The following is a 21,706-nucleotide window of genomic DNA, read 5'->3' on the forward strand; positions in this document are numbered from 1 at the left end:
GCTGCAACGAGACCTGATCATGGACGACCGCCAACACGCCTTCCTGGCCCGCCAGCCTTCCGCTGGCCTGCAAAACCGTAACCTGTTCTGGGGCATGCCCAAGCGCGGCCTGGCATTCCTGTTGGCCAACGTCATGTTCTGGCAACCGCTGTGGGCCCAGGCCGATGGCATCGTGGTCAGCAAGCCGGGTACCAGCGTCGGCCAGGCGGGCAATGGCGTGCCTATCGTCAACATCGCCAAGCCCAACGGCAACGGTCTGTCCCACAACCAGTTCAAGGACTACAACGTCGGCACCAACGGCGTGATCCTCAACAACGCCACCAACCCCGCCCAATCCACCCAACTGGGCGGGATCATCCTCGGCAACCCGAACCTCAAGGGGACGGCCGCCCGGATCATCCTCAACGAAGTCAACGGCGGCAATCCCAGCCAACTGCGCGGCTATACCGAAGTGGCGGGGCAGTCGGCCCACGTCATCGTCGCCAACCCCTACGGCATTACCTGTAACGGTTGTGGCTTCATCAACACGCCCAAGGCGACCCTCACCACCGGCAAGCCAATCATTGAAAATGGCCAAGTGGGTCGCTATCAGGTCGATCAGGGCAGCGTTGCCATCGAAGGCGCGGGTCTCAACGCCAACAATATCGACAGCTTCGAGATCATCACTCGCAGCGCCAAAATCAACGCCGAGATCCAGGCGAAAAACCTGACCGTCGTCGCCGGGCGCAACGACGTCAACGCCAACACCCTCAACGCCACCGCCCGCGCCGATGACGGCAGCGCCAAGCCGCAACTGGCGATCGATTCCTCCGCCCTGGGCGGCATGTACGCAGGCGCCATCAAGCTGGTGGGGACCGAGGCCGGGGTTGGCGTGAAGCTGGACGGCAAGATGATCGCCAGCGGTGGGGATATTCAGCTCGATGCCAATGGGCATTTGAGCCTGGCGCAGACCACGGCAGCGGACGCCATCAAGATCAACGCCAAGAACCTGGACGCTCAGGACACCATCTATGCGGGCCGCCATGTCGAGGCAACCACCCAGGGCGACATCAACAACCGACGCGCCATTGCCGCGCGTGACAGCGTCACGCTGACGACCGACGGCCAGCTCAACAATCTGGGTGTCATCGAAGCCGGGGTCAATGCGGACAACACCCGCAACCAGATTGGCGACGTCGTTCTCACGGCGGCCAGCATCGACAACCGTGGGCAAAGCGTGGTCGCCAGTCGTGACTTGAAAGCCACGACCACGCAGACCCTCGACAACCGCGGCGGCACGCTCTCTGCGGGAAGAACCCTGACCGTCAACGGCAAAAACATCGACAACCGCGCCGGCACCCTGGTCAGCCAGGGCCAACTGAAAGCGACAGCGACCGGAACGCTCGATAACCGTGGCAAAGGCATCATCGCCAGCGACGGCGAACAGACCCTGATCGCCGGGGCGCTAAAGAACAGTGAAGGTGTCATCAGTGGCAAGAGCACGCTGAAGATCGACGCGAAAAAACTCGATAACAGCCGCGGCAAAATGGCCTCCGACGCCGGGCTGACCCTTGAAGGCAACGAGCTTGAAAACAGCGGCGGACAGGTCACCAGCCAGGGCGACCTTGTCGCCACGCTGAAAAACTTCAACCAGCAGAACGGCACGTTGATCAGTCAGGGAAAACTCACCCTGACCGCCGACAGCATCAGCAACACGAACGACGGTTATATCGCCTCGGTCAAGGCCATGAGCCTGACGGCCAACCAGCAATTGCTCAACACCGGCAAGGCGATCATCAGCACCGAACAGGGGCTGACGATCCGCGGTGGTAGTGTCGATAACAGCAACGGCAGCCTGCTCAGCCAGGGTGACTTGAAGATCGATATCTCCGGCGACTTCGTCAACCGGGACGGCAGCGCCATCACCCAGGCCGGGAACGTGGACGTCGAGGCACTCAATCTCGATAACCGTGGCGGCGTGCTGGCCAGTGTCGAGGGCTGGTTGAAAGCCACGCTCGACAAGGTGTTGGACAATGGCGAATCGCCCAGCGCAGGCGGCGATGCCGGATTGATCCAGGCACAGTCTGTCGAGCTCAATGCAAAGCAGACGCTGCTCAACAATGGCGGGCAAGTGGCGGCTCTGTCCGGGACCGCTGACGTCACCACCCTCACACTCGAAAACCGCAACGGTGACCTGCTTGCCAAGCAGGCACTGACGGTACGGGCCGGTGACCTGGACAACAGCGATGGACGAGCGGCGGGAGACACCATTGATTTCGGCCTGACCGGTGCACTGATCAATCAGCGCGGCCTGGTGGAGGGTGCCAATGGCCTGCTGATCGGCGCTGCGTCAATCGACAACCAGGGCGGCAAGCTGCGTTCGGTCGGCCCCCAGGGTTCCGCGACTCTGACGGTTACTCAATTGCTGAACAACCAGCGCGGCACCATCGAGGCCGCCACCCAGGATCTGTCCTTGCAGATGGCGGCATTCCAGAACACTGGCGGCAATGTCCGTCATGTGGGCACCGGCGCTTTGGACGTGGACATCGCCAGGTTCAGTAACGTCGGCGGCAGCCTGACGACCTCGGGCACCCTGACCGTCGACGCGGCGCGCTGGGACAACAGTTCGGATATCCAGGCCGATGTGCTGGACCTTAAGGTCGGTCAGCTCAATCAATCCGACAGCGGTAGCTTGCTCGCCGTCAAAAGCCTGCTCGCCACGGGCGGCACCTGGAACAACGCGGGCATCATCAGCAGCGACGGTGATTTGGATCTACGACTGAGCGGGGCCTATGTCGGTACCGGAAACAGTCAGGCCAGTGGCTTCGGTCGGTTTGACCTGAGCGCGGCCAGCGTCGATCTGTCCAGCGGCTCGCGCCTGGCCGGAGGTGGCGACACCCGCATCACCAGCCTGGGGGCGGTGAACAATGGCGGACGAATCACCGGGGGCGGCAAATTCTCCCTGGCCGCGACCCGCCTGACCAACACCGGCACGCTCGGAGGTGCCGAAGCTGTCGAGTTGAGCGCCAACGAGGCGCGCAACGATCGCGGCTTGATCTTCAGCGGCGCGGACATGGCGCTGCGCTTCAACACCTTCACCAACTCTTTTGGCGACGTCTACAGCCTTGGAGCACTGAACGTCGCGGCGCGAGATGGCGTCGCTCGCAGTGAGTTGCTCGAGAACATCTCCGGCACTCTGGAATCGGCAAAGGACATGTCGCTGCGCAGCAACGTCCTGATCAATCGCAAGGACGTCTTCACCACCACCGATGAGCTGGTGTCGGGCTCCATCAGCGTCACGTGTTATGACTGTGGTGGCGATCACCACAACGTCGATTATGTCGCCACTGAAACCTATAAGAGCGTAGTGGTTCAGGATTCGGCCAGCGCCACGCTGATGAGTGGCGGCAAGCTGACCATTGACGGCTCCTCGGTCTCCAACAACCACAGCGTGATGGCCTCGGGTGCCGACCTGCTGATCAAGGCGGATAACTTTGCCAACGTCGGCGCTGCCGCCGGCACCAGCGTCAGGACGCGTACCTGGAACACCGGCAGGGTGACCGACGGAACCGACGAGCGTTTCCGGGCGAGATACATCTTCCCGTATAACGCCCAAGCCAACCCGAAGGAAGTCCCTGTCGATGCACTCAACAGGTTCCGTCAGGTGAGTGATATCACCACCGTGACACCAGGTGCGCCGATGGCGCCGGCGGTCGTTCAATCGGGGGGCAACATCGACATCCAGGCCACCCAGAAACTGGAAAACAGCAGTCTCGTGCAGTTCCAGGCACCATCGGCGGGGGCGGCCAGAACAGCGGCGACGGACGTCGCCACCTCCACGCAGCCTGCGGTGGTGGTGCTCAATCCGCAGTTACCGCCGGACCTCGCGCAGCAACAGGTCAACCCGACCAGCATGCCTGGGTTCTCCCTGCCGACGGGCGATAACGGCCTGTTCCGTGTCGTTGATAGCGGCGCTGCGGCGCAAAACGGCCATGACCAGAGCCGTGCGACCGTCCAGGGATCGGATGCGAGCCGGGTCATCGTCGGTCCCAAGTACTTGATCGAGACCAATCCTGCGCTCACTGACCTCAAGCGGTTCATGAGTTCGGATTACCTGTTGCGCAACCTGGGTTATGACCCCGACACCAGCTGGAAACGCCTGGGCGATGGCCTGTACGAGCAACGCCTGATTCAACAAGCGGTGCTTGCCCGCACCGGCCAGCGCTTCATCGCCGGGCAGACCAGCGACGAAGGCATGTTCAAGTACCTGATGAACAATGCCATCGCCAGCAAGGATCAGTTGAACCTGGCCGTTGGCGTGACCCTCACCTCACAACAAGTCGCCGCACTGACCCATGACATCGTCTGGATGGAAGACCAGGTGGTCAGGGGTGAGCACGTGCTGGTGCCGGTGCTTTACCTGGCCCAGGCCAATAACCGGCTGACGGCGGACGGCGCGCTGATCCAGGGCAAGAACCTCACGCTGATCGCAGGCACCGACCTGAAGAACCTCGGCACGCTGCGGGCCAGTGAAAACCTCTCGGCAGCGGCCGGGAACAACCTGGTCAACACGCGCCTGGCCGAAGCCGGCGAGCGCCTCAAGCTGGTCGCCGGCAAAGACCTCGCCAACATCCAGGGCGGCATTCTCAAGGGCAAGGACGTCGAACTGTCGACGTTGAGCGGGGATATTCGCAACGACCGCACCATCACCACTGTTGAGAACAGCGGCACGGGCTTCAGTTCGAAAACCTCGGTCGTCGACAATGCCGCTCGCATCGAGGCCGGCAACAACCTCACCGTGCGGGCAGCGGGGGATTTGCTCAACGTGGGCGGCGCGATGACGGCGGGCAACGACATCGAACTGAGCGCCGGAAAAGACATCGTCATCTCCGCGGCTCGCGAAGAAAGCGGCTCGATGCGCAAGGACAAGCGCCACTTCTGGGAACAGCGCCAGACCGTCCAGCATGCCAGCGAAATCAAGGCCGGCGGCAACCTGAATGCCGAAGCAGGCAACAACCTGACCGTCGTCGCCAGCCATCTGGAAGCCAAGGGCGATATCAACCTCATCGGCAACGACGTATCCCTGATTGCCGCCGCCAACGAGACCTCCAGCGAATACCGTTACAAGCGCAGTGGCAAGAAGATCAACAAGGAAGAAGACCATGTCCAGCAGCAGGCGACCACCCTCAATGCGGGCGGTGATGTAGCGATTGCTGCGCGCAACAACCTGTCGGTGGTGGCGAGCAAGATTACGGCGGGTGACGAGGCGTACCTGGTTGCGGCCAAGCAGATAAGTCTGCTGGCTGAGCAGAACCGGGATTATTCGCTGTATGACATGAAGAAGAAGGGGAGCTGGGGCAGTAACGCCGCAAGGCGGGATGAGGTGACGCAGATCACTCATATCGGCAGCGAGATCAAGGCCGGGAGCAACCTGAAATTGATCAGCGGTGGGGATCAGACCTACCAAGTGGCGAAGCTGCAAAGTGGCAATGATCTGACCCTCGACAGTGGTGGGCGGATCATCTTCGAGGGGGTCAAGGACTACCACGACGAAAGCCACACCAAGAGCAAAGGTGACCTGGCCTGGTACAAGATGAAAGGCGAGGGACGCACCGACGAAACCTTGCGCCAGAGCGAGCTCGTCGCCCAAGGGCAGTTGGTCATCAAGGCCGTTGACGGCCTGCGTATCGACGTCAAGCAAGTCGATAAACAGAGTGTCAGCCAGACCATCGACGCGATGGTGAAGGCTGAACCGGGCCTGGCCTGGATGAAACAGGCCGAGGCGCGGGGCGACATTGACTGGCGCCAGGTGAAGGAAATCCACGACAGCTTCAAATACCAGAACTCGGGCTTGGGCGCGGGCGCCAAGATTGCCATTGCGATCCTGATGTCGTTCATCATGGGGCCTGCCGGCTTCGGGCTTTCGGGCGGCAACCTGGCTGTCGCGGCCAGCCTGAGCACCACGGCAGTCACCAGCACCATCGATAACAAAGGCAACCTGGGTCTTGCGCTGAAGGAAACCGCCAGTGCCGACAGCCTGAAGAACGCAGCCATTGCCGGGTTCACCGCTGGTGCACTCAGATACGCAGACGAGAACTGGTTTACCAGTGCCGACAGTGCCAGCACTACCACTCAAGGCGTCGAGCCGTCGACCGGCTCAGCGGGTTCGGCAGGCTCGGCATCGAGCGCCAATAACTCCTCCAAGGACATCTTCCGCTGGAGTAACGCGACTGACACGGCCATCCGCACGACGGGGCGAGCGGTAATCTCCAGCGGCATCTCCACCGCGATTGGCGGTGGCAGCTTTGGCAGCAACTTCAATGCTGCCCTGCTGGGAGAAGCCGGCAATGTGGCGATGGCGACCGGATTCAACTGGGTGGGCGATACCATCAAGTTCCCGGATGGCGGCCCTGAGAAAATTGTTGCCCACGCGATCATGGGTGGCCTGTTGGCTGAACTGACGGGCAGCGACTTCAAGACCGGCGCGGTAGCCGCCGGTTTGAATGAAGCGTTGATTCCCGGCATGGCCAAAGTGGCGGATAAAAACGAACACCTGCAGCTGATGTTGTCGCAACTGACGGGCCTATTGGCTGCGGCCGCGGTCAACGGCGATTTGGATACCGGTTCGAAGATTGCCGAGAAAGCGACCACGTTCAACTACCTGTTCCATGCGGAACTGGTGGAGAGAGAGCAGAAGCTCAACACCTGCACAACGCCAGCTGATTGCCAATCCATCCGGGATTTTTACAACAACCTCGACACAGCCCGGAACCGAGAGTTTGGGCAGTACTGCCAGCAGAATCCGGCGGCTTGTTTGCAAGTGACCAAGCAACTGGCGGATGAGATTCCGGCCAATGAAAAATTGCTGCATGACGGTAGACGCGCCGGGCTCGATCGCTCGGCAGCACTATGGGAAATCACGCGGAGTAACGAGCGGGCCATCAACACCGGCATTATCGAGAATACACGCACCGAAAATGGCGATGGTGCTGCATTACTGGCCGAGCTTGCGTCGAATGGATTGAGTCCGGATCGGGGGTTGTTCGCGTCGACGGCTGGGGGGAAGGGTGGTACAACCGGGGTTAAGGTTGGGGTTGTAGGAACCAATGGTACAAAAGAGGTAACAGGTACCGCTACGACGGCCGGGACGAAGGGTGTTGCAAATGACGGAACGTTTCCAGACGAGGTGTTTACCGGGAAGAAACCGCATCAGACGACGCCTGGCACAAAAAGTACGACACAAGAGAGGTATAACCCGGCGACTGGGAAGCTTGAAAAATCTGTGCTCGAGTACGACGAGTATGGCCGGCAGGTTAAGAGAACGGATTACACGAATCACGGGTATGGGGACAAAGGAAAACCTGCGGAATATCACTCCGATCCGCACACGCATACCTACGAATATGGTCCTGGCTATGGCCCCAAAGGGAAGGAGACGAGGATAAACAATGATTAGTGTTCTGGAATTGAATGAGTTGCTTGTTGCTAACAACTGCTTGCATGCCATTAGCATTCAGTTGAATGACGATGGGATGGCCTATGATTTGACTCTATCGATTTCGGCCTCTGAAAAGGCTGGAACTGATGTCGCACATGTCAGGTTCATTGATATCAGCCAATTTATGTTCCGTGATTTTGGCGGCGGGTTGACTCAAATAATGCATATGAGCGTGAATAAACTGGATTCTGGTTTTGATAGGATGCGTTATCAATTGACCGATCTTGAGGATGATAAGTTGTCATTTTGCTTCTCGTCATTTTCTGTTGATTAGAAGGTCCAAGGGGGGGCGAGCGAGAGGAAAGGGACGGGTTAAGTTGTTCTGCTAAATCTATCCTCTTTTTTACCTTGATTAAGATGGCGTATGTAGTCATTACCATTTGAAAAGGGGCAGATTTATTTGTCGTGCCGTTAAATAAATCCGTCCCCTTTTTCAAGACCGGCTGTGCCGGACGAGATTCCATAATGAAAATAAACACAATTAATCCCTTGGTCGGCTTAGCTCGTTATGAGTCTTGGAAATCGGGTTGGATGGAGAAAGAAAATGTTGATGAGTACTCTTATATAAGTGATGTGTGTAATCCTGAAGATGTGTTGTTGTCGTGCAAGCTGTTTTTTCCTGATTTCGTTGTTGTTGGGGAAGGTGTGTTTTTAGAAAGTAAATATGATGGCGATATTTTTGATTCTTGGTTTAAGCAGTTCGGCGGCGACTTGCAAGCAGCTGAAAAAATGATCAACCATACTCATTTGTATGATGTCTTCGATGGATGCATGGAGGATATCGACGATAGAGTATTTAAACAGTTGGCGGATGTGCTTGCGTTATCGTGGCGGCTGGTTCTGAATGATAAATTTCCTGACAGAAGATTTAATGTGGATGTTTCAAGTTCGGATCAAGATTATGGTCCGGTAGTTACTTTTTATCAGATAGGTTAATGGTGCTAAGAGGCTTAGAGAAGGGGGCGGATTTATTTGTCGTGCCGTTAAATAAATCCGTCCCCTTTTTCCGTCCCCTTTTTCCTTACTATTTTTACTGATCTCGTGAGGTGCGAGAGCTCGCAACCTTTGATTCGAATCATGGAGGGGCGTTAATGAAATACGCTGTCATTTTACGTTTTATAGCAATGACTCTGTCCTGCTTCTCGCTGGCGGGATGCATTCATTACGACCATAAAAGCGCCGAAGGAAAGCCTTGGGACGAGGTCGCGACAATTCGGCAGTTCGACAAGGCCCTGTCGATAGCCAAGATCGATGACGATACGTCGCTCTATTGGTTAGCCCGCCAAACCGAGTATCGACTCGGAGCGGGAAGGCATAAAATTTCCGTTCACCGTGCGATTGGAACCGAATACTCGCAACCCGTTGAAATGACCGTTGACCTGGTCGGAGGTCACACCTATGGCCTTTATGGTACCTCTTCGATGAAGTGGTGGTATTACGAGATACGAGACATTGATACAGGGCGTTCCGCCAAGGTAATCGAGCCGGCCGTCATGTCCACGCCAGCTGAATCGACCGGGCAGGAGGCCTATTGATTTTCCTATACCTTGATGCGGCCGCTCTCGGCCGGGGCAGTGCAAAACGCGGAAAGTATCGTATAAAAATGGGCAACGCGTACAAAGCGAAACACTTTGTATAGGGACCTTTCCCATTGACTTGCAGGACATTTCCTAGAAAATCCCAACCTCTTGCGCCTGCTGATTTCGGTGTCTAGCCTGTGTTTGCCGCTGCCCATCAGCGGTCGGGTTTAGCAGCTCGGAAGTCACGTTAGGCGCATGGCAATCCCATGAGTGCAGGCATCGCTATTGCCTGAATGCTTATGGCGGCTGTGCGCAGGGCATCCTCGGGTGCGCCGGTTTCCTAACGTACCGGTCTGCTAACCTGCGCGCGGCTGCCACCCCCTCGTTTAGCAGCGAACGTGGCGGCTCCCACCTACGTTAGGAGTACCCATGGACAAACTCATCCCAGACCCACCCGTCCCACCGCTGCACCTGGACATCGCCGCCGATGCCAACGCCGAACGCGTCATCGATTCCTACCTGAACCCCAAACCCAATCCATCCGACAAGCTACCCGCCCCTGACCCACTATTCACCATCGTCCAAGGCGTGGATGCAGAGAGCCTGTTGGCCAACCTCAGCGAAACCCTGGCCTCCGCCAATGTCATGGCCGGCGACCTGGCATTCGAGCTGGACGGTTCCCGACGGCACTTTGCGTTGGGCCTGCAACAGTTGATTGAACTGGGCCAGCTCCTGGCGAACCGGGCGCTGGACGTGGTCGATCCCAGGTAAAACGAAGGTGTTCGGGTTTGGTCGATGGGTGTCGATCAAACCCGTTTTTTGCGGCAGCATACGCCGCATGTTCCCTTCGGATTCCTGGACCGTGCCGACTTCCAACCGCAACGCCCTGATGGCCCGACTCGCTGCCGCACCGGATGACATCACCACACGGATTTCGCTTTACCGCGACCTGCTCGACAGCGGCGAAGCTTCGCTGGACGGCGTGCGGGTCGCCGCCGGTCTGTACGATCCAGCCGCCATGGCCGTGGTTGCCGAGTTGGACGTCAAGGTACACAGGAATCGACCGGCATCGTTGTTGCCGCAGCTTCGCGGGTTGCCGGTCGATCATCTGGAACTGGAGAACGCCGAGCCACAGTGGCTCGACGCCTTGGCCGGGTTGCCGCTGCGTACGCTGGTGCTTGGCAGCCCGAGGTTCAGTTGCGACCAGGCGCTTTGGCGGCGTATGCCGGATGTCGCCCTCGAGGCTTTGGAGATCAGCAATTTTTCCCGCGACGATGATCTCACCAGTCTCCCTTCTCTTGAGCGCTTGCGCCGATTGAAACTGGACACCTATGGCGAGGATTTCGACGACCGTTTCCTCAGGCACCTGGGCAGCAACAGCAGGCTGCAAGTCTTGTCGTTGAACCATTGCGATGAAGTGACCGACGACGGCCTGCTGGGGCTTTCGCCACTCCAGTTGCGCTCACTCACGTTGGAGCGTGTCGGGCAACTGACCGCCCGTGGGGCGGCGTATCTGTGCAGTCATCCCCTCGAACACCTGTCGCTTGGCTGGAATAGCAAGATCCTGGAGGATCCTGCCTGGCTCTCGGGTTTAACCGCGTTGCGTTCCCTGCGCCTGGATGATTGTTATGCGTCCGATGCCACGCTCAACGCCATTCGGGATCTGCCGATCGAGCGGCTATCGCTGCAGTCTTCCTATCTGTGCGAGGACGATCTTGAGGTCCTGGAAGGGATGCCCTTGGCGGACCTGGACCTCAAGTCCTCCCGACAGATCATCGAGCGGCTCGACATGCTGCATGCGTTCCCCCTGAAGCGGTTGGGGCTCAGTGACGTGCGAGGCGTCGACAAGCAAACTTTGCGGGACCTGGATGGGCTGGATCTGGAAGCGCTGGACCTCTCGTTGAATGACATTTCCTGGAAGGAGCTGAAGCAGTTGAAGGGCCTGCCGCTGAAGCGGCTGGATCTCAGTTTCTGCCAAGGGGTTGATGGCAAGACGTTGCGCAAGCTCTGCGAAATGGGCCTGCCGTTGGAGCAACTGGAGATCAGCGGCCTGGACCTGCGCGATGCCGACCTGGCCTGCCTGCGCAACTTGCCGCTGAAACGCCTCGGCTTGTACGAAAGCCCTTGGCTGACCGATGCCGGCGTCGCCCTCCTTGCCGGGCTGCCACTGCGGGACTTGACGCTTGAGGCGGGGCCGGGGGAGTCGCGGCTCACGTCAGCCATGGTGTCGGTGCTGGAGGGTTTGCCACTGGAGAGGTTGTCGTTGCGCAATGGCTCGCAGATCAGCGCGGATGGATGGGATCGCCTGGCCAGGCTGCCGGCCCAAGTCAGTGGTCCGGGTATTTGACGCTTGCCGGGGATGTATCTGCTGATGGAAGTCGCTTCAAGTCTGTAGGAGCTGAGCTTGCTCGCGATAGCGGTTTGTCTGCACCTGTGATGTCGGATGGGCTGCCGTCATCGCGAGCAGGCTCGCTCCCACAGTGGTTCGTGGTGTAGCTGAAGGACCGCCGTCCCCAGTGGAAGCAAGCTTTGCTCCCACTGGTCGAAGGCTGTCCTGAACGGCCGGCTTACCAGTTGTAGCTCAGCTTTGCGGTGACCTCGCGGCCCGGGTTGTAGTAGTTCGCGGTGCCTGAACCGACGACGTGTTGCTCATCCAGCAGGTTGCTGACGTTGATCGCCAGGTCAGTGCCCTTGAAGAGGTTGTAGTTGAAGGCCGCATCGAAGAGTGTCGTGCCATCGCTGGTTCCGGTGTTGGCCGCGTCGAAGTAGTAGGAGCCGACATACCGTGCACCCAGGCCCACGCTGACATCGGTATTGGGGACGTTGTAATAGGTCCACAGCGATGCGGAGTGTTTCGGTGCCGTGGCGAACTCATTCCCTTTGAGCGAACTTCCGTCGTACAAGGTCCCGCGAATGACTTCGGATTCCATGTAAGAGTAGCCACCCACCAGGCTCAGGTTGTCGGTCAGCTCTGCCTTGGCTTCCAAGTCCAGCCCGCGCACACGTGACTCGCCAACGGTTTGCTGTTCGATGACGCCACTGGGCAGGACGACGGCGATGCTGACATTCTCCTGGGTCAGGTCGTAAACAGCCGCCGAGAACAATGCGTCCATACCCATGGGCGCATATTTCACGCCCAGTTCATATTGCCTGCCCGTCTTCGGAATGACGCCAACCGTTGGCGGCGAGACCGATTCAACCATGCTGACGTAAGTGGAAACTTCGTCGTTGACGATATAGGTCAACGCGCCGCGATAGGAGGTTTCCGAGAAGTTATCCGATTCTTTTACGTGATTGATATCGGTACTGGACAGGTCCAGCGAGTCGTTGCGCACGCCTGCGGTGACGATAAAACGCTCGTAGAAGGACAGGTTCTGCTGCAGAAACACAGCTTTGGTCTTGGTGTCGAGCTTGTCGTTGCTGTAGGGCGCTACGCCGCTTGGCACACCCGTGAACACCGGGTTGGCAAGGTCGATGGAGCCGATCGGCGAATAGACCGAACGTTCCTCGGTCGAAGAGTCGCCATACTCCACGCCCACCAATGTACTGCTGTCGATGTTTTCGAAGCGGGCATCGTATTGCAGCATCAAGTTGCCGTTGAGTTGCTCGGCTTCGCTGTCAGTGCCAAAGATATAACGCGGGACCGTGGTTCCCGTGCGGGTAGGGGAGTCACTGAGAAACACATAGCCGAAATCATCCGTCAGTTCGCTGTAGCGCAGGTTGCTGCGCAACACGAAGCCATTGTCGAAGTCATGGCTGAAGGTGCCGCTGATATTGGTACGTTCCACATCGTGGAAGTTGTAGCTGGGCTCGCCGTAGAACTTGTCGCGGTCGTATTCCTTGTCCAGCGGGTAACCGCCGCTGTTGGGCGAGCTTTGGGTCTTGAGGTAGTCCACGATCACGGAGGCTGAGGTGAACTCCGTAGGGGCCCAGGTCAGGCCACCCATCAGGAACTTGTTGTCGTCCTGCGAATGGTCGTACTCGCGATCACTGTCTTGCATCTTTGCGGTGAAGCGACCGGCCAGGGTTTGTTCTTCGTTCAGCGAGTCCCCGACATCGATGCCGGATTCGACATGGTCGAAAGAACCGTAGGTGACATAGCCTTGGCCGAACTTGTCGAAGCGTGGCTTCTTGCTGACAAAGTTCACCGAGCCGCCCGGGTCGGCCGGGCCGAACAGTGTGGAGTTGGCCCCGCGTATCACCTCGACGCGCTCATAGGCGAAAGGCTCCTCGCGTACTCCGCGCATCGAGCCCAGGGTCAGACCATCCCGATAGGTCGTGGCTTGGAAGCCGCGGATCTGAAAGTAATCGTTGCGGTCGTCGGTGCCGTAATAGTCGGTAATGACCCCTGGTGTGTATTGCAGGAGTTCTTCCGTGGTGCTGACGCTGCGTTGCTTCATTTCCTTGTCGGTCACCACGGACACCGAGGCGGGCGTGTTGAGGATGCTGGTGGCCACCTTGCCGCCGACCCAGAGTTCCTGGGCGACCACTGAGTGGGTGTCTTCGGTGGCATCGACCCTGGCCTTGGCGTTGACGAGGATGGGCGCCAGGCGGAAGGCCTCAAGATCGCCGTCCACCTTGGCTTGTGGCGTCAGCAAGTAAGCGTTCGGGCCTTGCTGCTGTATCTCGATGTCGCTCCCCTGCAACAACGACGATAAGGCTGTGGATGTATCGAGCATGCCGCTCACGCCCTGGGTATTGCGGTTCGCCACGCTTGACGCGTCGAAGGAAAGGCTGATGCCCGCCTCACGCGCAAAGCGGTCAAGCGCCGGTGCCAGTGGGCCGGCAGGAATGTTCCACTGATGAACCTGTTGGGTCTGATCGACGGTCGAGGTTTGCGCCAGGGACGGTAGCGCATAGCTGCTGACGACGACGCCAAGGACCGCACCCTGTAAGGCACGATTCAATAAATGACGCTGTGGAACCGGGGACGAACTCATTTACTCGCTCCGTAAAAGGGAATCGGCAGACAGGCCTGTAATTCGGCCTTTCTTACATGTCGAACGAGAATGAGAAATCACCTCATTTTTATTTGATATTTTTGTGCGACAAAAAAACACTTAACTGAGGGCGCTCAACGTCACCCAGTATTGGGTTCGATACTCAATTTGTAAGTGCAGTGACTGCGCAACCAAGGCCAGTACCTGATCGGTGTCGGCAAGCTGAAAGGTGCCGGAGACGCGCAGGCCCGCGACCTCTTCGGCGCAGCGCAACAGGCCGGGGCGATAACGCGACAGAGCCCCGATGAAATCAACCAGGCGCATATTGCGCGCGCTGATCACACCGTCGCTCCAGCTCCACAGATCCAGCCCGTTATCCTTGAACTCACGCATGCCATCCGAGGTAAACAGCCGCTGGTTACCGGCCTGGACAGTGGCGTTGACCGCCAGGGGCTGGCTGGCCCCAGGAAACACGGTGACCGCGCCGCTCTGCACCGAGATGAGCGTTCCGTCGTCACGCTCGTACGTCAGGAAGCGGGCATTCTGGGTGCGTATGAGCCCGTCACGTGTCTGAACCCAGAACGGACGCGGTTGAGCCGAGCCGGAATCCGCGCCGGTGTTCACGATGATTTCGCCGCGCCGCAGCACGAGCAGGCGCCGCTGTGGGGTGAAATAGCTGTCGACCGCGCTGTCGCTGTTGAGCTGGACAAGGCTGCCATCATCGAGCTGGAAGCGCTTGCGCTCCCCGGTTTTGCTGTGTTGCTGGGCAAGCATGGCCGGTAGCGGCGTGTAGTCGCGGCCCAGCCAGGTCGCTCCACCCACGGTGGCCAATGTACCCAGCACTTTCAGGGCTTTGCGCCGATGCATACCCGAGCGGGTGCCCTTGAGGGCATGCCGGGCCAGATCGGACGGAATGCCTGCAAAATCGTCGCCAAGTGCTTCCACACGCTGCCACGCGAGCAAATGCTCCGGACACCGCTGCAACCAGTGTTCGAAAGTGCGCTGGGTTTGCTCATCGACGGGATTGAAGCGCAGGCGCACCAGCCAGTGGATCGCCTGGTCGACCACGGCCGGATCCAGTGCTTGAGCTTTACTGTTCGGCATAGCGCAGGCGATAGCAGTGCTGCAGGGCCTTGGCCAGGTCGCGTTCCACGGTAGAGCGGGAAACACCGAGTTTGTCGGCGATCTGCTGGCAGGTTAGACCGTCAAGCTGGGCCAGTAAAAACGCCTCGCGGACCCTCGGCTTGAGCAGGTCTAGCAGGCGGTCGATCCGCTCTAGGCTATCGAGAATCAGCAATCGCTCTTCTTCAGAGGGAACATCATGGGAAGGGATTAGCGCGAGGCTTTCCAAGTAGGCGCGTTCAAGTTCGCGACGGCGATACCGATCGATCATCAACCCGCGGGCGATGCTGCTCAGATAAGCCCGGGGTTCGCGCAACGGACTTGCCTGGCGCGATTTGAGCAGGCGTACAAACGTATCCTGCGCCAGATCCGCCGCGCTTTCGCGACAGCCGATGCGCCGGCTCAGCCAGCTGTGTAACCAGGAATGGTGGCTGCTATAGAGCAGCGCGAGCTCGGCATTGCCCAGTGTGTCGTTGCTGCGCATCAGCATCCCGGAAACGTACATAATTGATAATGAATCGCATTATATTCAGGCCGAGGAGGCCAGGGCAACTTTGCCGGAGCTGATGCTCGCCTGGGTACTTGCCTTGATAGGAATAGGCAAGGCTCCAAGGCAAACCGGCATAGGTCGCCCGGATAGCGCTGGCTACCATGGCACCCATCTACCGATGGGAGATCGTCATGCAACGCATAAAAACCCTGTTCATCACTGGCGTCAGCAGTGGCTTCGGCCACGCCCTGGCCCAGCAGGCACTGGCTACCGGTCACCGGGTCATCGGCACCGTACGTAGCGAGACGGACTTGCAAGCCTTCGAGCAATTGTCTGCCGACCGTGCTTACGGCGTCCTCCTCGATGTCACTGACTTCGCCCGGATCGACAGCGTGGTTGCCGCCATAGAGATCGCTCACGGCCCGGTCGATGTGTTGGTCAACAATGCGGGCTATGGGCATGAGGGCATCGTCGAAGAATCGCCACTGGAGGAAATGCGCCGCCAGTTCGACGTCAACGTGTTCGGCGCGGTGGCGATGATCAAGGCCTTCCTGCCCTATTTTCGTCAACGCCGTGCCGGGCATATCCTCAATATCACGTCCATGGGCGGCACGATCACGATGCCGGGTATCGCCTATTACTGCGGCAGCAAGTTCGCGCTCGAAGGGATTTCCGATACGCTGAGCAAAGAACTGCAACCGTTCAATATCTTCGTGACGGCCGTCGCGCCTGGTTCGTTCCGCACCGATTGGGCGGGGCGTTCGATGCGGCGTACCCAGCGCAGCATCGACGATTATGATGCGCTCTTCGACCCGATCCGCACGGCTCGCGAAGCCAGAAGCGGCAAGCAACCGGGCGACCCACAGAAGGCGGCCCAGGCCATGTTGCAAGTGATCGCCAGCCCGACGCCCCCTGCGCACCTGTTGTTGGGTAGCGATGCGCTGAATCTGGTGCGCGACAAGCTGAGCCGTGCAGCCAGCGAGATTGATCAGTGGGAAGCGCTGACACGTTCGACCGACGGCTGAACGACAGGCAAGTGAGAGATACCGATGACGCAGGCCGACTCACCTACTTCGCGCATGGTGCAACTGATGGAACAGCTTGCGCCGGTCGAGGGCTATAACCTCAGCGTCCTGGAAGACATTCGCTTTTTACGTTCCAACCGGCCCCTGACCCGAACGCCGGTGTTGTACGAACCCGGTATTGTCATCCTGTGCCAGGGTCGGAAGCGGGGCTACCTGGGGGACGACGTGTACGTCTATGACGCCCGGCACTACCTGGTGGTCTCGGTTCCTGTTCCGTTTACGATGGAGACCGACGCCAGTGAGGCAGAACCCATGCTGGCGGTGTACATGCGCCTGGACTTTCGGTTGGCCAGCGATTTGCTGCTGCAAGTGGATGAAACCCAGGGGCCGAGCGATGCCCAACCCAAGGGAATGTATGCCTCACCCATGGATGATTTGCTCTGCGGTTCGGTACTGCGCTTTCTAGAAGCGATGAGCCGTCCGGGCGAAGCGCAGATCCTCGGGCCGGCACTGATTCGGGAAATCTACTACCACATCCTTACCGGCGAGCAGGGCGGTTCGATGCGTGCTGCGCTCAGGCGTCAGGGACACTTTGGTCAGATCACCCGTGCGATCCGCAAGATCCACAGTTGTTACCAGGAACGTCTGGACGTCGAATCGCTCGCTCGCGAAGCCAACATGAGCGTGCCCAACTTTCACCTGCATTTTCGCAGCGTGACCGACTCATCCCCCATGCAGTACGTGAAGTCGACGCGCTTGCATCAGGCGCGGCTGCTGATGCTGCGCAATGCCATGAGCGCCTCGACGGCAGCGTTCAATGTCGGCTATGAAAGCGCCTCGCAATTCAGCCGTGAGTTCAAACGTCTCTTTGGTCGCACTCCACAGGCCGAGATTGAATGGATGAAGGCGACGTATGCGTTGCCTGCGCCCGCTTCGCAGTCCATTTATGTGTCGTCGCATTAGGGTGGTTGAGACAAGGGAGGGATGCAGCCCATTTCTAGCTGGGTAACTATCAGAAACGCGAGACGGCCCCATACAGGACCGCCTTCGACCGGTTTTCAACGGTTCACATCGAGCACGATTTTTCCGCGGGTGTGCCCACTCCAACTCTGTTTCACCGCGTCGACCACTTCGCTGAGCGGTACGACCTCTGCTTCCAGACGGAGCTTGCCGGCCGTGAAGAGCGCAGCGATTTCCGCCAACTGACGACCATCCGAGCGGGTGGCGAAGTTTTTGCCGTTGACGCCCTGTTCACGAGCCTTCTCGGCGTCGGGTGGGCTGACGGGAGATACCAGAACGCCGCCCCGTTTGATCACGCTCCAGGAACGTGCCTGTGTTTCTCCGCCGACCAGATCGATAACGGCGTCCACATCTGCAACGGTGTCTTCGAACCTGGCCGAGGTGTAGTCAATGACCTGGTCGGCACCGAGCGAGCGCAGGTAGTCGTGGTTCTTGGCCGAGCTGGTGGCGATCACATGAGCGCCGGCCAGTTTCGCCAACTGGACTGCGAAGCTGCCCACACCGCCGGAGCCGCCATGGATCAGGACCGTTTGGCCAGCCTGGATCGTGGCGTGTTCGTGCAACGCTTGCCAGGCCGTCAGGGCCGCAGCCGGGACGCCGGCGGCTTTTTGAAGCGACAGCGTTTTTGGCGTGCGAGCGAGGCGATCCGCCGTGGAAAGTGCTTGGGTCGCATACCCGCCCACAATCCCGATAAACCCGAAGACCTCATCGCCGACCACGAACTCGCTGACATTCTTGCCCACCGCCGCGACGGTGCCGGACACCTCCACGCCGGGGGTGTAAGGCAAGGGCAGTGGGATGAATTGCTTCATGGCGCCGGACAGGATTTTCCAATCGATGGGATTGATCCCGCTGCCGGCGACGTTGATCAGTACTTGGTCTTCGTTGGGTTTCAGGTCTGGAACGTCTTTGAGCTGAAGGGCTTCTGCCTGGCCGTACTGTGCGACTTGAATAGCTTTCATAAGAGTCTCTCGATAGGAGGAGTCAGATCAGCCGGCCACCCTCGGCGTACCGGCCATGCGGTTACTGGCGACGAGCGTCGAGGCTGAAGCGACCCGCGCCGAACGCGACGATCTGCAGAAGCCCGCCGGCCATGGCGATGTTCTTGAAGAAGTGGATGAACTGATTCTGGTCAGCCAGAGCACTGTGGAAAATCAGTGCGGTGAACACGCTGAAGATGGCCAGGATGGCCGCGGTGGTGCGGGTACGATAACCGGCGATCAAGGCGGCGCCGCCCAGGATTTCCACAGCGATAGCGATGCCCAGGGCCAATGACGGGAATGGCAAGCCAACAGAGCCGATGTAGCCAATCATCATGGCCGGAGCGCCGATCTTGGAGATACCGGACAGAATGAAAATGGCACTGAGGAAGATGCGACCAGCCAAGGAAGCGGTGCTGGTCAGGTTGTTCGAGGTTGCGACGGTGGCGCGAATGCTTGCGGCTTGAGACATGATGGTCGATCCCTTTTGGTTCAGCGCTCCAACATGAAGCGCCGGTGTGGAAGAGATAGTGTCACCGTCCAGCTTTTCGCAATAGACGCCTAATTTCGATGATTACGTTCTATGAAATAGAAAAGATCGATTCTGAATTCAGGCTTTGGCGACCTGCTGGCCGAACCGCTCGATCAGCCATCTGCCAGCCGGGCCGGGTGGCGAGTCCGTTCGATAAACGGCATCGAACGTATAGGTGCCGCCCTTGAAGTCCGGCAAATCGAGCACAACGAGACGACCGGCTTCGAGGTCCGCCTGAACCATGGGGATGGGCATGTTGCCCCAACCGATGCCTTCCTTGAGCAACATGTGTTTTGCGCCCAGATCCGCCAGGCGCCATGTCCTGGTGCTGACCACGGCAAAGTCCTTGTCGCCAGTCAGCGTCGAACGGTCGGACAGGACCAGTTGAACGAACTCCCTGGCTATCCCCGGCAATTGGGGACACTCGGCCGCAAGCGGATGCGTTGGCGCGGCCACCGGTATCAACTGGACGCTGCCGACCCTGATGCGTTCGAGACCATCGAGGCCCATATCCAACGGCCCGCTGACGCCGACGACCGCCTTCTTGTTGATCACAAGTTCCGTCACGGCCCCCAACGCCTCCATATGAAGATGCAGCGTGACCGTCGGGAATTGCTCCCTGAAGGTCTTCAGCGCATCCACGACACGGTCTGCCGGAAGCATCACGTCCAACGCGAGATGGACTTCCGCTTCAAGCCCATGCAACAGCCCGGAGACCTTCGCCCGAAGCCCATTAACGCCGTTAGTGATCGAGCGCGCTTCGGCAAGCACCGTTCGACCCGCATCGGTCAGCTGAGGTTTTCGCGTGGTCTTGCGATCGAACAACGCAACCCCGAGCTGCATTTCCAGATTGGCGATCGTATAACTCACCACTGAAGTGGCGCGGTGAAGCTTGCGCGCCGCACCGGCAAAACTTCCGACCTCGACAACGGTGAGGAACACCTTCAATTGATCCAGCGTGGGGGTTCCGGGATCGGCGATCATTTCTATTTTCTCGAACGTTTGGAGTGAAATGATCCTAATTTCGAGGACAGTGGTGTGTCCATCGATTGTACGAATGCCTCATCGTCCTTGAGCGTCCGTCGTTTCGAGAAGGGAGGCATCAAAAGCGAGCGCGCCCCTCCCATAAACACCCAAATGCGAAGTCACCCGAAGACGATGCGCGAAATGATCGAACGTCAAGGTAACAGTGCGATTGGGTGAACAGGGAAGGGCGATTTCTTACCGGATGCTATAACCGCTATCCACTACCCAGTCTTGACCGTAAACGCTTTTCGCCCCGTTACTGAGCTGGAACAACACGACATCTGCAACCGCAGCCGGTTCTAGAAATGCACCCCCCAGCAGACGTTTGTTGACTTCATTGGCAACGCTCGTCAGATCATGCTCAGCAAGACCCAAAGTCGACCAGATAGGTGTTGCGGTGGGCCCAGGTGAAACCATATTGATCCGCACACCTTTGGGCGCCAGCTCCACCGCCAGCGTGCGCGCGTGCGCTTTCAAGGCCGCTTTCGACGCGATATAGGCGGCGAGTCCCGCGAAGGTGATGTTCTCCAGAAAGGTCCCGATAAATACAACCGATGCTGGGGTTGCGAGGTGCTTATAGAGGTGGGTAAGTGTGTTTAAAGCGCCTGCACCGTTAACCGCCCATTGCCGTTCAAAGGCTTGAACGTCGAGCCCGTCGGCGAGTTCTGCGATACCGGCGTTGGGAACTAGATAATCAATTGGGCCTACGCTCGATGCCTGCTCGGCCAAGCGGGCAAGGTCCTCGGGTTTTGTGACGTCTCCGGGAACCCAACGTATTTTGTCTGGATGTTTCTGCATCAGCTTCTCCAGACCGCCTGGTTTTCGTGACATTGCTACCACTGTGGCGCCTTTGGCAATCAGGCGATCAGTGACTGCCAAGCCGATGCCGGAGCTGGCGCCGGTGACTACTGCGATGCGGTCTTTGAAATCGTCTTTCATGAAGTGTTGTCCCTACGGTTTGTGGAGTAGGGGTGGGTGCAAAAAGTGAACCTGTTGGAGGGGGCAATAGAATCATGGGGTTACAGGTCTGTGTGGTTGTTATGACTATCTGCGGGTTTGGTCGTATTGACAGCGATGTGGTCGTTATGACTCTTTGGCGTGAAGCGTAGGCTGGGAGTGTGGCGGATGTCAGCTACTGGGTTTCGGACACAAAAAAAGACGTGCGTGGACGTCTTTAGATGAGTGACTTGGTGGGCCGGGGTAATTTGAATCTGTTGATTAAATTATTGATGTAGGACATTAATATCGGTTTTGGTTTTTGGCTGGAATACCAATTGGAATGCCATGTGATATTGGCCACCCGTTTGTATTATCAGACCAGCACACTTCGTAACCATGGTTGGCGGTTAACTGCGCATAGCTGCCGGTGACGACAGCAGCTTGGCGATGACATGCCGCAGCTCATCCTCTGTCATATCACTCTCTACGATCAAACCTCAGCCCACAGCTGAGATAACAGGGCGACCCAACACTGGAGTCGCTAGGTACATTCGCTTGCGGTCTAGGACCTCTTACCTTGACTCCGAACGACCATAACGCACCTCACCTGACCCTGGGAGCAGTATTGAAATTTC

At 58.5% G+C, this 21,706-nt stretch carries 15 protein-coding genes; 8 read left to right on the forward strand and 7 right to left on the reverse strand.

What is annotated here, in order from left to right:
• The first annotated feature begins 19 nt into the window (after positions 1-19).
• The 6 genes from AD666_RS12290 (at position 20) to AD666_RS12310 (ending at position 11,344) form a co-directional block, all read left to right on the forward strand.
• Positions 20-7,435, forward strand: coding sequence for a DUF637 domain-containing protein (locus AD666_RS12290; RefSeq protein WP_053152057.1), 7,416 nt, complete (start codon positions 20-22; stop codon positions 7,433-7,435).
• The gene (locus AD666_RS25985) at positions 7,428-7,751 is read left to right on the forward strand and encodes a hypothetical protein (protein ID WP_082339760.1); all 324 of its coding nucleotides are present in this window, start codon (positions 7,428-7,430) and stop codon (positions 7,749-7,751) included. The genes AD666_RS12290 and AD666_RS25985 overlap by 8 nt, the downstream gene beginning before the upstream one ends.
• A 191-nt stretch (positions 7,752-7,942) precedes the next feature.
• On the forward strand, positions 7,943-8,413 hold the full coding sequence (locus AD666_RS12295; RefSeq protein WP_053152059.1) for a hypothetical protein: 471 nt from the start codon (positions 7,943-7,945) through the stop codon (positions 8,411-8,413).
• 155 nt (positions 8,414-8,568) lie between these two features.
• Entirely contained in the window at positions 8,569-9,012 is a 444-nt protein-coding gene (locus AD666_RS12300; RefSeq protein ID WP_053152061.1) for a hypothetical protein, read from the forward strand.
• Positions 9,013-9,426: 414 nt separating this feature from the next.
• On the forward strand, positions 9,427-9,768 hold the full coding sequence (locus tag AD666_RS12305) for a DUF6124 family protein (RefSeq protein ID WP_053152063.1): 342 nt from the start codon (positions 9,427-9,429) through the stop codon (positions 9,766-9,768).
• Positions 9,769-9,859: 91 nt separating this feature from the next.
• Complete coding sequence (locus AD666_RS12310; RefSeq protein WP_053153202.1) at positions 9,860-11,344, forward strand: hypothetical protein; 1,485 nt, start codon at positions 9,860-9,862, stop codon at positions 11,342-11,344.
• A gap of 220 nt (positions 11,345-11,564) precedes the next feature.
• On the opposite strand, the gene AD666_RS12315 is transcribed toward AD666_RS12310, so the two are convergent.
• The 3 genes from AD666_RS12315 to AD666_RS12325 all read right to left on the reverse strand — a co-directional run bounded on the left by AD666_RS12315 (position 11,565) and on the right by AD666_RS12325 (position 15,543).
• On the reverse strand, positions 11,565-13,937 hold the full coding sequence (locus AD666_RS12315; RefSeq protein ID WP_053152065.1) for a TonB-dependent siderophore receptor: 2,373 nt from the start codon (positions 13,935-13,937) through the stop codon (positions 11,565-11,567).
• Positions 13,938-14,057: 120 nt separating this feature from the next.
• The gene (locus AD666_RS12320) at positions 14,058-15,041 is read right to left on the reverse strand and encodes a DUF4880 domain-containing protein (RefSeq protein WP_053152067.1); all 984 of its coding nucleotides are present in this window, start codon (positions 15,039-15,041) and stop codon (positions 14,058-14,060) included.
• Positions 15,028-15,543: a sigma-70 family RNA polymerase sigma factor gene (locus AD666_RS12325; protein WP_053153205.1), complete on the reverse strand. Its 516-nt coding sequence runs from the start codon at positions 15,541-15,543 to the stop codon at positions 15,028-15,030. The genes AD666_RS12320 and AD666_RS12325 overlap by 14 nt, the downstream gene beginning before the upstream one ends.
• Before the next feature lie 197 nt (positions 15,544-15,740).
• On the opposite strand from AD666_RS12325, the gene AD666_RS12330 reads away from it, so the two are divergent.
• Complete coding sequence (locus tag AD666_RS12330) at positions 15,741-16,574, forward strand: oxidoreductase (RefSeq protein ID WP_053152069.1); 834 nt, start codon at positions 15,741-15,743, stop codon at positions 16,572-16,574.
• 24 nt (positions 16,575-16,598) lie between these two features.
• Positions 16,599-17,537, forward strand: a complete 939-nt coding sequence (locus AD666_RS12335) for an AraC family transcriptional regulator (RefSeq protein ID WP_053152071.1) — start codon at positions 16,599-16,601, stop codon at positions 17,535-17,537.
• Between the two features lie 95 nt (positions 17,538-17,632).
• Here the strand turns inward: AD666_RS12335 and AD666_RS12340 are convergent, their stop codons facing one another.
• The 4 genes from AD666_RS12340 to AD666_RS12355 form a co-directional block, all read right to left on the reverse strand.
• On the reverse strand, positions 17,633-18,556 hold the full coding sequence (locus AD666_RS12340; protein ID WP_053152074.1) for an NADP-dependent oxidoreductase: 924 nt from the start codon (positions 18,554-18,556) through the stop codon (positions 17,633-17,635).
• 61 nt (positions 18,557-18,617) lie between these two features.
• Positions 18,618-19,046, reverse strand: a complete 429-nt coding sequence (locus AD666_RS12345; RefSeq protein WP_053152076.1) for a DoxX family protein — start codon at positions 19,044-19,046, stop codon at positions 18,618-18,620.
• A gap of 138 nt (positions 19,047-19,184) precedes the next feature.
• Positions 19,185-20,090 carry a LysR family transcriptional regulator gene (locus tag AD666_RS12350; protein ID WP_053152078.1) on the reverse strand — a complete coding sequence of 302 codons (906 nt, stop codon included), beginning with the start codon at positions 20,088-20,090 and terminating at the stop codon, positions 19,185-19,187.
• A gap of 237 nt (positions 20,091-20,327) precedes the next feature.
• Positions 20,328-21,071 carry an SDR family NAD(P)-dependent oxidoreductase gene (locus AD666_RS12355; RefSeq protein WP_053152080.1) on the reverse strand — a complete coding sequence of 248 codons (744 nt, stop codon included), beginning with the start codon at positions 21,069-21,071 and terminating at the stop codon, positions 20,328-20,330.
• Positions 21,072-21,706 lie beyond the last annotated feature (635 nt).

Origin of the sequence: Pseudomonas sp. Pf153, from assembly GCF_001269775.1 — a bacterium.
Taxonomy (GTDB): domain Bacteria; phylum Pseudomonadota; class Gammaproteobacteria; order Pseudomonadales; family Pseudomonadaceae; genus Aquipseudomonas; species Aquipseudomonas uvaldensis.

Coding starts and splice junctions, on each gene's coding strand:
- AD666_RS12300 (WP_053152061.1), top strand. CDS start 8,569: ATGAAATACGCTGTCATTTTACGTTTTATAGCAATGACTCTGTCCTGC.
- AD666_RS12315 (WP_053152065.1), bottom strand. CDS start 13,937: ATGAGTTCGTCCCCGGTTCCACAGCGTCATTTATTGAATCGTGCCTTA.
- AD666_RS12340 (WP_053152074.1), bottom strand. CDS start 18,556: ATGAAAGCTATTCAAGTCGCACAGTACGGCCAGGCAGAAGCCCTTCAG.
- AD666_RS12290 (WP_053152057.1), top strand. CDS start 20: ATGGACGACCGCCAACACGCCTTCCTGGCCCGCCAGCCTTCCGCTGGC.
- AD666_RS12305 (WP_053152063.1), top strand. CDS start 9,427: ATGGACAAACTCATCCCAGACCCACCCGTCCCACCGCTGCACCTGGAC.
- AD666_RS12345 (WP_053152076.1), bottom strand. CDS start 19,046: ATGTCTCAAGCCGCAAGCATTCGCGCCACCGTCGCAACCTCGAACAAC.
- AD666_RS12295 (WP_053152059.1), top strand. CDS start 7,943: ATGAAAATAAACACAATTAATCCCTTGGTCGGCTTAGCTCGTTATGAG.
- AD666_RS12335 (WP_053152071.1), top strand. CDS start 16,599: ATGACGCAGGCCGACTCACCTACTTCGCGCATGGTGCAACTGATGGAA.
- AD666_RS12330 (WP_053152069.1), top strand. CDS start 15,741: ATGCAACGCATAAAAACCCTGTTCATCACTGGCGTCAGCAGTGGCTTC.
- AD666_RS12355 (WP_053152080.1), bottom strand. CDS start 21,071: ATGAAAGACGATTTCAAAGACCGCATCGCAGTAGTCACCGGCGCCAGC.
- AD666_RS12325 (WP_053153205.1), bottom strand. CDS start 15,543: ATGCGCAGCAACGACACACTGGGCAATGCCGAGCTCGCGCTGCTCTAT.
- AD666_RS25985 (WP_082339760.1), top strand. CDS start 7,428: ATGATTAGTGTTCTGGAATTGAATGAGTTGCTTGTTGCTAACAACTGC.
- AD666_RS12320 (WP_053152067.1), bottom strand. CDS start 15,041: ATGCCGAACAGTAAAGCTCAAGCACTGGATCCGGCCGTGGTCGACCAG.
- AD666_RS12350 (WP_053152078.1), bottom strand. CDS start 20,090: ATGATCGCCGATCCCGGAACCCCCACGCTGGATCAATTGAAGGTGTTC.